At 71.9% G+C, this 13,667-nt stretch carries 16 protein-coding genes; 6 read left to right on the top strand and 10 right to left on the bottom strand.

The genetic code is table 11. The features are described from left to right. Positions 1–58 precede the first annotated feature (58 nt). Positions 59–1,645 carry an MDR family MFS transporter gene (locus ABZS40_RS10860; RefSeq protein ID WP_354943113.1) on the bottom strand — a complete coding sequence of 529 codons (1,587 nt, stop codon included), beginning with the start codon at positions 1,643–1,645 and terminating at the stop codon, positions 59–61. A 111-nt stretch (positions 1,646–1,756) separates the two neighbouring features. Between ABZS40_RS10860 and ABZS40_RS10855 the strand changes: the two genes are divergently transcribed. Continuing rightward, entirely contained in the window at positions 1,757–2,335 is a 579-nt protein-coding gene (locus ABZS40_RS10855) for a helix-turn-helix domain-containing protein (protein WP_354943112.1), read from the top strand. A gap of 42 nt (positions 2,336–2,377) precedes the next feature. Here ABZS40_RS10855 and ABZS40_RS10850 read toward each other — a convergent pair whose 3' ends face one another. The 8 genes from ABZS40_RS10850 to ABZS40_RS10815 all read right to left on the bottom strand — a co-directional run bounded on the left by ABZS40_RS10850 (position 2,378) and on the right by ABZS40_RS10815 (position 6,851). Next, complete coding sequence (locus ABZS40_RS10850) at positions 2,378–2,887, bottom strand: GNAT family N-acetyltransferase (protein ID WP_354943111.1); 510 nt, start codon at positions 2,885–2,887, stop codon at positions 2,378–2,380. Further along, positions 2,884–3,105: a biotin/lipoyl-binding carrier protein gene (locus ABZS40_RS10845; RefSeq protein ID WP_181518367.1), complete on the bottom strand. Its 222-nt coding sequence runs from the start codon at positions 3,103–3,105 to the stop codon at positions 2,884–2,886. Before ABZS40_RS10845 ends, ABZS40_RS10850 begins: the two co-directional genes overlap by 4 nt. 205 nt (positions 3,106–3,310) lie before the next feature. Then, the gene (locus tag ABZS40_RS10840) at positions 3,311–3,475 is read right to left on the bottom strand and encodes a hypothetical protein (protein WP_210784647.1); all 165 of its coding nucleotides are present in this window, start codon (positions 3,473–3,475) and stop codon (positions 3,311–3,313) included. Between the two features lie 59 nt (positions 3,476–3,534). Continuing rightward, entirely contained in the window at positions 3,535–3,822 is a 288-nt protein-coding gene (rsrA, locus tag ABZS40_RS10835) for a mycothiol system anti-sigma-R factor (protein WP_030490399.1), read from the bottom strand. 1 nt (position 3,823) lies between these two features. Beyond that, complete coding sequence (locus tag ABZS40_RS10830) at positions 3,824–4,648, bottom strand: sigma-70 family RNA polymerase sigma factor (RefSeq protein ID WP_354943110.1); 825 nt, start codon at positions 4,646–4,648, stop codon at positions 3,824–3,826. A gap of 235 nt (positions 4,649–4,883) precedes the next feature. Then, entirely contained in the window at positions 4,884–5,501 is a 618-nt protein-coding gene (locus ABZS40_RS10825) for an alpha/beta family hydrolase (RefSeq protein WP_354943109.1), read from the bottom strand. A 51-nt stretch (positions 5,502–5,552) separates the two neighbouring features. Then, complete coding sequence (locus ABZS40_RS10820) at positions 5,553–5,945, bottom strand: WhiB family transcriptional regulator (protein ID WP_354943108.1); 393 nt, start codon at positions 5,943–5,945, stop codon at positions 5,553–5,555. Between the two features lie 195 nt (positions 5,946–6,140). Further along, positions 6,141–6,851 carry an SOS response-associated peptidase gene (locus ABZS40_RS10815; protein ID WP_354943107.1) on the bottom strand — a complete coding sequence of 237 codons (711 nt, stop codon included), beginning with the start codon at positions 6,849–6,851 and terminating at the stop codon, positions 6,141–6,143. Between the two features lie 103 nt (positions 6,852–6,954). On the opposite strand from ABZS40_RS10815, the gene aroA reads away from it, so the two are divergent. The 4 genes from aroA to ABZS40_RS10795 all read left to right on the top strand — a co-directional run bounded on the left by aroA (position 6,955) and on the right by ABZS40_RS10795 (position 11,152). Then, a complete protein-coding gene (gene aroA / locus ABZS40_RS10810) occupies positions 6,955–8,256 on the top strand; it encodes a 3-phosphoshikimate 1-carboxyvinyltransferase (RefSeq protein ID WP_354943106.1) in 1,302 nt (433 codons plus the stop codon). 139 nt (positions 8,257–8,395) lie between these two features. Beyond that, entirely contained in the window at positions 8,396–9,391 is a 996-nt protein-coding gene (gene rsgA, locus ABZS40_RS10805) for a ribosome small subunit-dependent GTPase A (RefSeq protein ID WP_354943236.1), read from the top strand. A 28-nt stretch (positions 9,392–9,419) separates the two neighbouring features. Next, positions 9,420–10,238 carry a histidinol-phosphatase gene (gene hisN, locus ABZS40_RS10800; RefSeq protein ID WP_354943105.1) on the top strand — a complete coding sequence of 273 codons (819 nt, stop codon included), beginning with the start codon at positions 9,420–9,422 and terminating at the stop codon, positions 10,236–10,238. A gap of 59 nt (positions 10,239–10,297) precedes the next feature. Continuing rightward, positions 10,298–11,152, top strand: coding sequence for a hypothetical protein (locus ABZS40_RS10795; protein WP_354943235.1), 855 nt, complete (start codon positions 10,298–10,300; stop codon positions 11,150–11,152). Between the two features lie 45 nt (positions 11,153–11,197). On the opposite strand, the gene ABZS40_RS10790 is transcribed toward ABZS40_RS10795, so the two are convergent. Continuing rightward, on the bottom strand, positions 11,198–12,397 hold the full coding sequence (locus ABZS40_RS10790; RefSeq protein WP_354943104.1) for a glycosyltransferase: 1,200 nt from the start codon (positions 12,395–12,397) through the stop codon (positions 11,198–11,200). A 225-nt stretch (positions 12,398–12,622) separates the two neighbouring features. Between ABZS40_RS10790 and ABZS40_RS10785 the strand changes: the two genes are divergently transcribed. Then, positions 12,623–13,621: an SDR family oxidoreductase gene (locus ABZS40_RS10785; RefSeq protein WP_354943103.1), complete on the top strand. Its 999-nt coding sequence runs from the start codon at positions 12,623–12,625 to the stop codon at positions 13,619–13,621. Positions 13,622–13,667: the final 46 nt, after the last annotated feature.

Here is a 13,667-nt window from a genome sequence, read left to right as displayed (position 1 = left end):
TTGTCGGAAACAGTGCTTATGCACCAGCACAAAGTGCAAGATCGCGGAGGTTCGGGGGTCAGGCGACCGGGGCCTTGCCGAGGGCGACCTCGGCGTCCTCCTCCGGGGTGGCCTGCGGCGGCGCCTCGTTCGCGGTGCGCAGCGGGATCTCCTTGATGAACCAGGCGAGCACCGGGATCGCGACGGTGAACAGCACCGCCCAGAGGAAAACGTGCGAGATCGAGTCGGCGAGACCGCCGAGCACCGCCTCACGCGCCTGGGCGGGCAGTTCCCTGAGCTTCGCCAGGTCCATCCCGCCTCCGCCGCCTCCGCCATCGAAGGCCGCGCCGGCGGCGGAGTCGGCGAGCCGGTTGGCGAAGATCGCGCCGAACAGCGAGATGCCGAACGAGCCGCCGATCGACCGGAAGAACGTCGCCGCGCCGCTGGCCGCGCCGAGGTCCTTCTGCTCCACGCTGTTCTGCGCGATCAGCATCGACGTCTGCATCAGGAAGCCCATACCGGCGCCGAGCACGACCATGTACAGCGAGGACACCAGCTTGCTGGTGTTGACGTCGAGCATCGACAGCAGCGCCATGCCGGTGGTCATCACCACGCCACCGATGATCGGGTACGCCCGGTACCGTCCGGTCTTCGTGATTGCCCGGCCGACGACAAGCGAGACGACGAGCATGCCGAACATCAGCGGCAGCAGCAGCAGGCCACTGTTCGTCGCCGACGCCCCCTGCACCGTCTGCTGGTAGAGCGGCAGGAAGTTCATCGCGCCGAACATCGCGAAGCCGAGCAGGAAACCGATCAGAGAGATCAGCGCGAAGTTGCGGTTGGCGAAGAGCTTCAGCGACAGGATCGGCTCCGTCACCCGGCGCTCGACCAGGCCGAACGCCACCAACGCGACGACGGCCAGCACGGCCAGGCCGAGGATCTGCGGCGACGTCCAGTCGTACTCGTTGCCACCCCAGGTGGTGATGAGCACGATCGCGGTGATGCCCGCCGAGAGCAGCCCGGCGCCGAGCCAGTCGATCCGGTGCTCGGTGCGGTACTTCGGCAGGTGCATGGTGGTGATCAGCACGAGCAGCGCGATTCCGCCCAGCGGCAGGTTCACGTAGAACGCCCAGCGCCAGGAGAGGTGGTCGGTGATGAATCCGCCGGCCAGCGGCCCGGCGACCATGGCGATGGCCATGATGCCGGCGATCATGCCCTGGTAGCGCCCGCGCTCGCGGGGCGGGACCAGGTCACCGATGATCGCCATCACGCCGACCATGAGACCGCCGGCGCCGAGGCCCTGCACGGCCCGGAAGGCGATGAGCTGGACCATGCCGTCCTCTGGGCCGCCGAGCATCCCCGAGCCGGCCATGCCACAGAGGGCGGAGCCGACCAGGAAGACGACCACCGAGGTCAGGAAGACCGACTTGCGGCCGTAGAGGTCACCGAGCTTGCCCCAGATCGGGGTGGAGACGGTGGTGCCCAGGACGTACGCGGTAACCACCCAGGTGAAGTGGTTGAGCCCGCCGAACTCGCCGACGATCCGCGGTAACGCGGTGCTGACGATCATGTTGTCGAGCATCGCGAGCATCATCGCGATCATCAGCCCGAACAGCACGACCCGGATGTTGTTGGGTCGTGTGCCGGCCTGGGTTGCCTGAGTCATGGGTAAGCTCCCCCCGAAGATTGCCGTACTTACTTGCCGCCCGGCTAGTCACCTTACTAGCCGCACGGTAAGTTGGGTACGAGCAACGGTCAAGCCATTTGGAGGGCGTAGGTGAGCGAGAGCACAGGCGGCGGCACGCGGGAACGGATCAAGGCCGTCGCGCTCGAACTCTTCACCGAGCAGGGGTACGAGAAGACCTCGCTGCGGGAAATCGCCGAGCGCCTCAACGTCACCAAGGCCGCGCTCTACTACCACTTCAAGAGCAAGGACGACATCGTCGCCAGCTTCGTCGAGGACCGGCTGGAGCGGATGGACGCCCTGACCGCCTGGGCCGCCACCCAACCCGCCACCCTGGCCACCCGGCGCGAGCTGATCTCCCGGTACGCCGACACGATGTTCGACGGCAGCCAGCCGTCGGTGATGCGCTTCTTCGAGCAGAACCAGACCGCGCTCAAGAGCCTCTCCTCCGGGCAGAAGATGCGCGGTCGGATGTTGGAGCTGGCCGACGCGCTCTGCCGGGGCGACGACTCCCCCGCCGCCCAACTGCGCGCCGCGCTGTCCCTGTTCGCGGTGCACACCAGCTGGTTCGCGGTCCGCGCGCCGCACATCAGCGACGACGAACGCCGCAAGCTCGCCCTGGAGGTGGCCGACGAACTGCTGGCCGCCATCGGCACGCAGCCCGACGCCTGACCCGGTCGTGATCGTCCCGGCCCGGGCTCGTCGGTCGGCGGCTCAGCCGCGCGTCAGCTCCAGCCGCAGGCCGAGCAGGTCCACACCCGGCGCCGGCGACCAGTCCTTCTCCGGCGAACGGACGAACCCGCGCCGCGAGTAGAGCCGGTGCGCAGGATCGGCCATCCCGGCCCGGACACAGATCACCACCGCCGTGCAACCCAGCTCGGTCGCCCGGTCGACACACGCCTCGACCAACGCGGCACCGACACCCCGCCCCTGCGCGCCGGGGTCGACCGCGAGCATCCGGAACTCCGCCTCGCCCGGCCCGGACAGCTCGGCGAACGGGGTGCCCGGCAGCACGAACGTCACCGAGCCGAGCACCGCCCCGGTCACCTCGTCGACAGCGACCAGCACCTCGCCGCTGCCGGCTCGGGTCGACACGTCGGCCAGCACCTCGCCGTACCCGTGCTCGCCCTTGAGCTGGCCGTCCGCCTCGTACGCGGCCAGTGTCAGCCGGGCCACCGCCGGGAAGTCGGCCGACTCGGCCGGACGGACCCGCAACCCGGTCAAGCGATCACAGCGATCAGGTCACCGTCCTGCACGACGTCGCCCTCGTTGACGACGAGCTGCTGAAGCACACCATCGGACTCGGCGACGACCGGGATCTCCATCTTCATCGACTCGAGGATCACCAGGGTGTCACCCTCGGTCACCGTGTCACCCGCCGTGGCGACGACCTTCCAGACGTTGGCCACCATCTCGGCGCGGATCTCCTCGGCCATGTCCAGGCCCTCCCTCTTCGCGACGTGCCTGCCGATGTATCCAATCATGCGCCGACCGACGATGGGCGGGCAGCGGCACAGCCGGGATGACAGGCCCGCCCTGGGGAAGGCGGCGGGTGTCGACCGCACTACCATCAGCGGGTCGGACCCGACGCCGGACCGCCGGTGGCCGCATCCGCGCCGAGGTCGTGCGCAGGACGGATCCGACCCATCACGAGGAGGTCAGCATGGCGAAGAAGTCCCGGAAGAAGAAGGCTCGTAAGAAGAGCGCCGCGAACCACGGCAAGCGTCCCAACTCCTGAACGGGTCGACGGGCCGACTGCCCGTCGCCGCTCAACCGGCCGAGGCCGGGTACACCGGTGGCCCGGGTCGACATCGACCCGGGCCACCGGTCTTGCCAGCTGGTGCCGACGCTCGGTCGGCCAGCTCAAACGCTCAGTCGGCCAGCTCACGGGAGTCGCTGGTCTCGAAGACCACCAACTCGGTGAGCTTGACCCGCAGCCGCTCACGCAGCTGATCCGGGGCGGTCTCGTTGCCACAGCAACGCGCCACCAACGCCCGCACCTCCTGCTCCAGCCCGTACTCGCGCAGGCAGGGCCCGCACTCGTCCAGGTGGTGGCGGATCAGCGAGCGGCGCTCGTCGGCGCACTCCAGATCCAGGTAGAGATACACCTCCGCGAGCACTTCGCGGCAGTCCGTCTCGTGCGGCTCCCCACAGCTCACGTCACACCTCCCGGCCGGCAGCGGCGGTCGAGCCCTTCGCTGAGCGGGCCGCACTGAAGCCCCGCTCCCCCGCGTAACGCTCGAGCAGCTTGCGCAGATTACGACGGCCGCGGTGCAGACGCGACATCACGGTGCCGATCGGCGTGCCCATGATGTCCGCGACCTCCTTGTAGGAGAAGCCCTCGACATCGGTGAGGTAGACGGCCAGGCGGAACTCCTCCGGCAGCTGCTGGAGGGCCTCCTTGACGTCGCTGTCCGGCAGCCGGTCCAGTGCCTCGGTCTCGGCCGAGCGCAACCCGCTGGAGGTGTGCGACTCGGCCTCCGCGAGCTGCCAGTCGGTGATCTCCTCGGTGGGCGCCTGGATCGGCTGGCGCTGCCGCTTGCGGTAGGAGTTGATGTAGGTGTTGGTCAGGATCCGGTAGAGCCAGGCCTTGAGGTTCGTGCCCTGCTCGAACTGGTGGAAGGCCGCGTACGCCTTCAGGTACGTCTCCTGGACCAGGTCCTCGGCATCCGCCGGGTTGCGTGTCATCCGCAGCCCAGCGGCGTAGAGCTGATCGACGAATGGCATCGCGTCCCGCTCGAATCGGGCCCTGCGCTCGTCCGTCTTCTCGGTGGTCAACCGCACATCCCCTCGCGTCGGATGCTTTCCCGCCGAGGATACGCGCACGGACCTGCCCGCAGATTCACTTCCGGCCGGTGTGCCCGTGCTCACCGCACCCACCCCGCCCGGTCCCGCCGTCGCGGGCCAATCCGGGCCATCCAGCAGTCGCTTCAGCTGCCGGGCATCCCGTTCGTCCCGTTCCAGGCTTCGTGTCTCGGTTGGCACCGGTCACCCCCCTCGCAGAAAAGTCGTCCGGGGGTAGTAACGCGAGATGGCCACTGGGGCATTCCGGCCGGCCCTCCCCGTTCCTGGTCCCGGCCCCGACGGCGGCCGGCGCTGGGACCAGGAAGGGCCTGGGAGGACTGGTGTCACCGGCCCCGTTCGGCCCGGCGGCACCATCGGATGCAACGAACCGTGCCGGCGCCGGAAACGGTCGCCCCGGCGAGCCGGCCGCGACGGATCAGTTGTCCGCCCAGCCCTGGGCGGACAGCCAGTCCCGCACGGCGGCCGCGGTGCCGGCCGGATCCCGGCGCAGATCGTGCGTCTCACCGGGTCGACTCACCACCTGAACGGCCGGCCCCGGCTCCGGCGTCCCGAACGGATCCCGGTCGCCGTTGACGACCAGTGTCGGCAGACCGGTGTCCAGTTCGGCGGCGCGCGAGCGTTCCGGCCGGCCGGGCGGGTGCAGTGGAAAGGCCAACGCGACAACGCCCACCGCGCCCACCGCACGGGCCGTCCGACAGGCCACCCGGGCGCCGCTGGAACGCCCACCGACCACCACCGTCGGAACGTCGGCGTGCCGTTCACGCAGCTCGGCGAGCACCGCCGCCCAGGCCTCGTCGAGGTGACCTGCCGGCGCCGGCGCACGTCGACCGGCGACCCGGTAGGGCTGGGTCACCCGGACCACCGCCAGGCCGGCCGCCACCGACGCGTCCCGGACCGCGAGCAGGTCGGGCGCGTCGACGCTGCCGCCCGCGCCGTGCCCGAGCACGAGCAGGGCGGTGGCCGGGCGGACCGGCAGGTCGGTGTCGATCCACGCCGGCCCGCGGGGGGTGTCGATCTCGTTGCTGGCTGGCACCGGCCTATTCTGCGCCGCCGGACGGGCGTCGGGTGCGAACCCGGCCGCCGATCAGCTCAGCGGGACCAGGGCGAGCAGACGATCGCGCACCGGTGGGCCGGCGTCGTCGATGGCGTCCGGGTCGGGTTCGACCTCGCCGCGCCAGGCGACCAGCATCGCCCGTCGTTCCCGCGGCGTGGTGCCGCCCCACACGCCGTGGCAGTCACCGACGTCGAGGGCCCAGGCCAGGCAGGACCCCTGCACGTCACAACTGCGACACAGCGCGACGGCGGCGTCCGCCGGCTCGTTCGGTGCCGGAAAGAATGTCTCCGGATCGACGCTCTGGCAGGTTCCCCTGGTGCGCCACGCGTCGTCCTCTCGCCGTTCTCGCACGGCCCGCAGCAGTCGCGGATCTCGCCGCGCCGCCGCCACCTCGTGCGGGCGCGGCATACGTGCCCGTGTCATCCACCCACCTCCCCCGTGGGACCGGCAAGATCTGTGGACGCCGTCCGCCCCGTGCGGATCGGCAGCCACTACCGGCGCTGTGTTCTATCGCACTTCGCAACACCGAGACAAGGGTCTGCCGGGAACATGACTGAACAGTCAGGAGACGAATCGCGCGGAACCCTGGCAAATCGGCGGCCGACGATGCACAGAGCGTCAGAACAGGGTCAACTCCTGCGGTGTCACCGTCGGCGCCACCGCCACCCGGGCGGCCAGCTGCGGCCCGTCGTTACGAACGTCTCCCACCGCCGCACCCACCGGGCGGATCTCCAACCCCGCCAACTGCTCCGCCGACGCCGGGCTGAGCAGCCGCCCCGGCTCGTCGGTCGGCGCGAGCCACGACGCCCAACGCTCGGGTGGCAGCAGCACCGGCATCCGGTCGTGCACCTCGGCCAGGTCGCCGAGCGCCGCGGTGGTCAGCACGCTGAAGGTGAGCCGGCTGTCGGCGTCGGACTCCCAGACCGACCAGATGCCGGCCAGCGCGAGCACCGAACCGTTCCGGGGGGTCATGAAGTACGCCTGTCGCCCGCCGTCGGGCAGCCGGACCCACTCGTACCAGCCGTCGGCCGGGACCAGGCAACGGCGACGGGAGAAGGAGGCGGCGTACGCCCGGCTGGTGGCCACCGTCTCCGCCCGCGCGTTGATCATGCGGGCGGCCCCCGAAGCGGACCGGGACCAGTGCGGCAAAAGACCCCAGCGGCCGACACAGAGGCTGCGGTGCCCCTCCGGACTGACCCGGACCAGTGGCACCGGGTCGGTCGGCGCGACGTTGTGATCCGCTCGGACCAGGCCGTCGGAGTCATCGGACGACTCGAACAGCGCGCTCAGCTCGCCGGAGCTCCGAGTGGTCGCGTACCTGCCGCACATGGGGCACACGCTAACGCGTCGGAGGCCCCGTCGGCTGTCCCGCCAACCGGGAGTACGAGCGCCGGACGCCGCCGTCCACCCGCCGACACGGCAGAATGTAACCGTGGGGAACCTGACCGCGACCCGGCCGCCGCAGCCGTGGACCGCACCGACCGCATCCGACCCGGTGGCGGCGACGCTGCGCCTGCCCGGTTCCAAATCGATGACCGCCCGGGCCCTGGTGCTCAGCGCGCTGGCCGCCGGCCCGTCGACGCTGGCCGGGCCGCTGCGCGCCCGCGACACCGAGTTGATGGCCGCCGGCCTGCGCGCGATGGGCGCGCACGTGTCGATCAGCGACGACGAGCGCTGGTTGGTCCGGCCGCACCCGCTGGTCGGCCCCGCCCACGTCGACGTGGGCCTGGCCGGCACCGTGATGCGGTTCGTGCCGCCGGTGGCCGGGCTGGCCGACGGGCCGGTCACCTTCGACGGCGACCCCTACGTGCGCACCCGGCCGCTCGGCCCGCTGGTCGGCGCACTGCGCTCGCTGGGCGTTCGGATCGACGTCACCGGCACGGGCAGCCTGCCGCTGACCGTGTTCGGCACCGGTGGGGTCACCGGGGGCGAGGTGGTGATCGACGCGTCCGTGTCCAGCCAGTTCGTCTCCGCGTTGTTGCTGGCCGCCCCGCGCTTCGACCGGGGCGTCGTGGTCCGCCACGTCGGCCCCCCGGTGCCCTCCGCGCCGCACCTGCGGATGACGGTGCGGATGCTGCGGGCCGCCGGCGCGGCCGTCGACGACAGCACCCCCGACGTGTGGACCGTCGAGCCCGGCCCGCTCACCGGCCGCGGCTGGGAGATCGAACCGGACCTCTCCGGCGCGGTGCCGTTCTTCGCCGCCGCCCTGGTCACCGGCGGCGAGGTCACCTTGCAGGGTTGGCCACACAGCAGCGCGCAGCCGGTCGAGCAACTCCGCTCGCTGCTGCAACAGATGGGCGGCGAGGTCACCCTCTCCACCAACGGGCTGACCGTCCGGGGCACCGGCGTGGTGCACGGCCTGACCGCCGACCTCTCCGACGTCAGTGAGCTGACCCCGGCGCTGACCGCACTGGCCATGCTGGCCGACTCGCCGTCGGTCTTCACCGGCGTCGGGCACATCCGTGGCCACGAGACCGACCGGCTGACCGCGCTCACGCGCGAGTTCACCGCGCTCGGGGCGGACGTCACCGAAGCACCGGACGGGCTGGAGATCCGGCCCCGGCCGCTGCGCGGCGGGGTCTTCCGCACCTACCACGACCACCGGATGGCACACGCCGCCGCGGTGACGGGGCTCGCCGTGCCCGGCATCGAGGTGGACGACGTGGGGTGTACCTCCAAGACCATGCCCGAGTTCCCGGCGCTATGGTCAGCGATGGTGACCGGCAAGAGCTGACGACGCGAGAAGAGGACAGGTCCTGGCGACCAAACGGCGGGAGTACGACGAGGACGACGTACGGGTCCGGCCCGGGAAGTCGTCGCGCCCGCGTACGCGCACCCGCCCACAGCACTCCGACGCGGTCGACGGGTTCGTCATCGCCGTCGACCGGGGGCGCTACCAGTGCGTGCTGGCCGGGGCCGAGCGCGGCGTGGTCGGCGCCGAGCTGCCCACGGTGACTGCCATGCGGGCCCGCGAGCTGGGCCGCAAGTCGGTGGTGGTCGGTGACCGGGTCAGCCTGGTCGGCGACACGTCCGGCGCGGAGGGCGCTCTCGCCCGCATCGTCCGGATCGCCGAGCGCCGTTCGGTGCTGCGCCGCACCGCCGACGACGACGAGACCACCGCCGAGGGTCGGCTGGAACGGGTGGTGGTGGCCAACGCGGACCAGTTGGTGATCGTCAGCGCGTTGGCCGACCCACCGCCGCGCACCGGGTTCATCGACCGCTGCCTGGTGGCCGCGTACGACGCGGACGTCGAGCCGCTGCTCTGCCTCACGAAGGCCGACCTGGCCGGGCCGGAGGAGGTGATCGGCTACTACACCGAGCTGGAGCTGCCGTACGTGCTCAACCGCCCCGACTCCGACCTCGACGCGCTCCGTGCGCTGCTCAGCGGCAAGGTGTCGGTGCTGGTCGGGCACTCCGGCGTGGGCAAGTCGACGCTGGTCAACCGCCTCGTTCCGGAAGCGCTGCGCGCGGTCGGCGTGGTCAGCGCGATCGGCCGGGGCCGGCACACCTCGACCAGCGCGGTGGCGCTGCGGTTGCCACCGGCGCCCGGGATCGACACCGACCCGGGCTGGATCATCGACACCCCCGGGATCCGCAGCTTCGGGTTGGCGCACGTCTCGGCCGACAGCCTGCTGCACGGCTTTCCGGACCTGGTCGAGGGCACCGTCGACTGCCCACCGAACTGCCCCCACACGGCCGACGAGGCCGACTGTGGGCTGGACGCCTGGGTGGCCGCCGGTAAGGCCGACCCGCGCCGGCTGGCCTCGTACCGTCGGTTGCTCGCCTCCCGGGCCGGCGAGGGTGACTCGCGCGGCGACAGCGACCAGCGCGGCCCCGGTGAGGGTGACCGGCGCGGGCCTGACGAGTGACCCGACGGGCGTGGGCTAGGTTGCCGGCATGACCGGGTACGCCGACGACCTCGCCCTCGCCCACCTGCTCGCCGACCGGGCCGATGCCATTGCCACGGCCCGGTTCCGCGCGCTCGACCTGCGCGTCGAGGCGAAGCCCGACCTCACCCCGGTCTCCGACGCGGACACCGCCGTGGAGCGGGAGATCCGCGCCCTGCTGACCGAGCGCCGACCGGCCGACGGCCTGCTCGGTGAGGAGTACGGCGCGCAGCCGTCCGCCGACCCGAACGGCCGCCGCTGGATCATCGACCCGATCGACGGCACCAAGAACTTCGTCCGTGGCGTACCGATCTGGGCCACCCTGATCGCGCTCTACGACGGCGACCGGCCGGCGGTCGGCGTGGTGTCCGCACCAGCGCTCGGACGGCGCTGGTGGGCCAGCGCGGGCGCGGGCGCGTACGCCGGGCCGGGCCCCGACGCCGGCGAACGGATCGGTGTGTCCGCGGTGCGTGGGGTCGCGGACGCCAGCTTCTGCTACTCGTCACTGAACGGGTGGGAGGACGCCGGGCGGCTCGACGCGGTGCTCGACCTGATGCGGGACAGCTGGCGCAACCGGGCGTACGGCGACTTCTACGGCTACATGCTGTTGGCCGAGGGCGCACTGGACGTGATGGCCGAGCCGGAGTTGTCACTGTGGGACGTGGCGGCGCTGGTGCCGATCGTCACGGAGGCGGGTGGCACGGTCACGGATCTGACCGGACAACCGGCCCCCGCCGGCGCTCCGGGCACCGACAGCAGCGTGGTGGCCACCAACGGTGTGCTGCACGCCGACATCCTCGCCCGCCTCAATCGACCAGCCGAGCGCTGACCCCCGGCAACCTCTATCCTCGCCAGGTGGTCTCCTCCGGTTGGTGCTTTCTCGCGGCGATGATCGTCGCGTACGGCTTCGCCAACCTGCTCCAGTCGGTGGCGGCGGCCCGCACCACTGTCCACCACACCTTCGATCCGGGCCTGCTGCTGCGCCTCGCCGGGCACCGGACGTACCTGATCGGCCTCGGCTGTCAGATCGGCGGCTTCGTGCTCGCCTTCCTGGCCCGACGGGACCTGCCGCTGTTCCTCGTGCAGGCCAGCGTGGCCGCCGGGCTCGGGGTGACCGCCATCCTCGGGGTGCTGGTGCTCAAGTGGCGGCTGCCGGCGGCGGAGGTGGTGCTGCTGGCGCTGCTCTTCGCGGGCATCACCGCGCTGGTGCTGTCCGCCCGGCCGGCGCCGTCGAAGCAGCTCGGCACCGCCGGTTCGATCGCCCTGCTGGTGGCGCTGGGCGTGATCGCGGTGCTCGGTGTCTTCGCCGTCCGGCTTCGGGGGGCGCCGGGGTCGGTGGCCCTCGGCGCACTCGCCGGGCTGGCGTTCAGCTCGGCCGCGGTCGCCGCCCGGCCACTGGCATCCGCGCCGTCCGCCGAGGCGTTCCTCGCCGACCCGCTGTTCTATCTGCTGATCGTCCACTCGATCGTCGGCCAGTTGCTGCTCGGTCTGGCCATGCAGCGCGGCTCGACGACGGCCGCCGTCGCCGCGATGGACGCGGCCGGTGCGGTGCCGGCCGCGATCGTCGGCCTGCTGCTGCTCAACGACAAGATCTGGCCGGGGCGGGAGTGGCTGGCCGCGGCCGGCTTCCTGGTCACCCTGGCCGCGGTGATCGGCCTGACCCGGTACGCCGAACCGCAGCAGCACCGCTCGGTGGCGCGCCGTCGGGACCGCGCCATGGTCGGTGCCGGTCGGCCGGGCTGACCATCCGGCACCGCACCACGGCAGGGCTGCCACAGCACCGCCAGCTCAGGCCTCGACCGGCTTGCGGCGACTCACCACCCGTTCGTAGAGACGCTCCAACGCTCCGGCGGTCCGCTCCCAGGTGTAGCTGCTGCGCACCCGGTCCACAGCGGCGTGCCCGTACGCGAACCGGCCGGCGTTGTCGGAGAGCAGCCGGCGCATCGACACTCCGAGTGCGCGGACGTCGCCGGGGGGCACCAGGCGGCCGGTGACCTCGTCGACGACGGCGTCCGCCAAGCCGCCCATCGCGTAGCCGATCACCGGCACCCCGCAGGCCATCGCCTCCAGCGAGACCCGCCCGGCCGAGGAGTAGTGCGGCGTGCAGGCGACCACGTCCGCCGACCGGTACCAGGTGGCCATCTGGTCGTGCGGCACCGCCCCGACGAGCCGTACCTGGTCGACGACGCCGAGCTGTTCGGCCAGCTCGCGCAGCCGGCGCGCCTCGGCGTGGTTGGCCAACTGGTCGGCCGGCGGCCCGCCGGCGATCACCAGCTCGGCGTCACCGACCAGCCGCATGGCCCGGATCAGGTCCTCCTGGCCGTGCCCGGCGGCCAGCGAGCCCACCGAGAGGATCCGGGACCGCTGTTCGCGCGGTGCGGCCTCGCCGTCGGGATGGAACAGGTCGATGTCCACGCCGGCCGGCACCAACGCGACCGAGCTGCGCTGCAGACCCATCCGGGTCAGCTCGTCGACCTCGTCGTTGGACTGTGCCACGGCGATGTCGACCGCCCGGGTCAACGCGCGCTCCAGCGTGATCCGCTGGCCCGGCCCGTCGTAGTGGCCGCCCAGGTGACGCAGCTGCTCGATGCCGAGCGAGTGGAACGTCTGCACCACCGGAATGTCGGTCTCCCGAACGGCGTGCGCGGCGGCCAGGCCACCGACCCAGTAGTGCCCGTGCACCACCTCGGGCCGCCAGGCACCCGACCAGTCGTCGGCCAGGCAGCGACCGACCTCCGTCACGTACGGGATCAGCTCGGCGGTGGGTAGTGGGGTGGGCGGGCCGACGGGCACCTGATGCACCTGATAGCCGTCGACGGTCATTGTCGCCGGCAGCGTCTGGTCGTCGCGGCGCACGTAGAGCCGGACGTCATGGCCTCGCTCGGCCAGCTCGGCGGCGACCCGCGCGGTGTGCTGGCGGGTGCCGACCGGCGGGCCGTCGGCGTGGCGGTAGGAACTGGCGTGCGCGCAGACGAGGCCGACGCGCATGGGTCACCTCCCTGCGATCTTTTCCTCGGCGGTGGTCCTCCCGGTCAGAGCGTCCCATTAACCCCGCGACGCTGAGCCGAAACCTGGCAGATCGGGAAGAGTCCGCGCGAGTGCCACCGACACTTGCGCCACGACAAGCACACCCGGCACGCGACAGCACGGTTCGACGATGATCGACAAGCCGTCGGCGGTGTGACCAGGCCCGGCCGGGGGTACCGCTGGACAATGCCGCTGACCCGCAGCCTCGACGATTCGACAGTGGTGATCACCGGCGCGTCCAGCGGGATCGGCGCGGCGACCGCGTACGCACTGGCCCGCCGGGGCGCCGCCGTCGTGCTGGCCGCCCGCAGCGAGCCCGCCCTGCTACAGGTCGCGCAGCGCTGCCGGGAGTTGGGCGGCCAAGCGCTGGTCGTGCCGACCGACGTCACCGATTCGGAGTCGGTGCGGCGGCTGGCCGAGCAGGCGGCGGCCGAGTTCGGCCACATCGACGCCTGGGTGAACAACGCCGCGGTGAGCGCCGTGGGGCTGTTCGACGAGATCCCGGTCGCCGAGTTCCGCCGGGTGTTGGAGGTCAACCTGCTCGGGGCGGTGCACGGCATCAAGGCGGCCCTGCCCTACCTGGGCGCCGCTGGTGGCGGTGTGCTCGTCAACAACGCCTCGGTGTTGGCCGAGGTGGCCATGCCGTACCAGTCGGCGTACAACGCCTCCAAGCACGGCATCCGCGGGCTGGCCGACACCGTCCGACAGGAGCTGCGGGTCACCGGTCGCGGTCACATCTCCGTCTGCACCGTGCTGCCGGCCACGATCGACACGCCGTTCTTCCGGCACAGCGGCAACCACAGCGGCCGGGAGCTGGTGCCGCCTCCTCCGGTCTACCCGCCGGAGGTGGTCGCCGAGACCATCGTCCGGCTGCTGCGCCGGCCCCGCCGCGAGGCGTACGCCGGCGGCGCGGCCCGGCTGATCGGCCTCCAGTGGCGGCTGGCCCCCGCGCTGGTGGAGCGCACCCTCGGCTGGTACGCCCACCGCACCCAGTTCGGCCCGGGCGCCCGGGTGGACAGCAGCGGCAACGTGTTCCACGCCGATGCTCAGGCACGCCAGGACGGTGGCTGGCACGGTCGCCGGCGACAGGTGGTGCGGATGACCGCCGCGTTCGGTCTGGCCGCCGCCGGCACCGCTGTCGGCACCCTGGCGGCCATCAACCGCCGCTCCCGGTCGGACCGATGATGGCCGATGTTGAGCGCCCGAATGCGCTGACCGTCACCGGCGCGCA

Origin of the sequence: Micromonospora sp. NPDC005324 (assembly GCF_040607155.1) — a bacterium.
Taxonomy (GTDB): domain Bacteria; phylum Actinomycetota; class Actinomycetes; order Mycobacteriales; family Micromonosporaceae; genus Micromonospora; species Micromonospora trifolii.
The sequence above is the reverse complement of the archived record's forward strand: the minus strand, read 5'-3'. Positions and strand labels throughout refer to the sequence as shown.

Bases quoted from the DNA above. Each gene is read 5' to 3' on its own strand.
- ABZS40_RS10860 (WP_354943113.1), bottom strand. From the start codon at position 1,645: ATGACTCAGGCAACCCAGGCCGGCACACGACCCAACAACATCCGGGTC.
- ABZS40_RS10840 (WP_210784647.1), bottom strand. From the start codon at position 3,475: ATGTCGACCCGGGCCACCGGTGTACCCGGCCTCGGCCGGTTGAGCGGC.
- ABZS40_RS10820 (WP_354943108.1), bottom strand. From the start codon at position 5,945: ATGACACGGGCACGTATGCCGCGCCCGCACGAGGTGGCGGCGGCGCGG.
- ABZS40_RS10815 (WP_354943107.1), bottom strand. From the start codon at position 6,851: ATGTGCGGCAGGTACGCGACCACTCGGAGCTCCGGCGAGCTGAGCGCG.
- hisN (WP_354943105.1), top strand. From the start codon at position 9,420: ATGACCGGGTACGCCGACGACCTCGCCCTCGCCCACCTGCTCGCCGAC.
- ABZS40_RS10795 (WP_354943235.1), top strand. From the start codon at position 10,298: ATGATCGTCGCGTACGGCTTCGCCAACCTGCTCCAGTCGGTGGCGGCG.
- ABZS40_RS10790 (WP_354943104.1), bottom strand. From the start codon at position 12,397: ATGCGCGTCGGCCTCGTCTGCGCGCACGCCAGTTCCTACCGCCACGCC.
- ABZS40_RS10785 (WP_354943103.1), top strand. From the start codon at position 12,623: ATGCCGCTGACCCGCAGCCTCGACGATTCGACAGTGGTGATCACCGGC.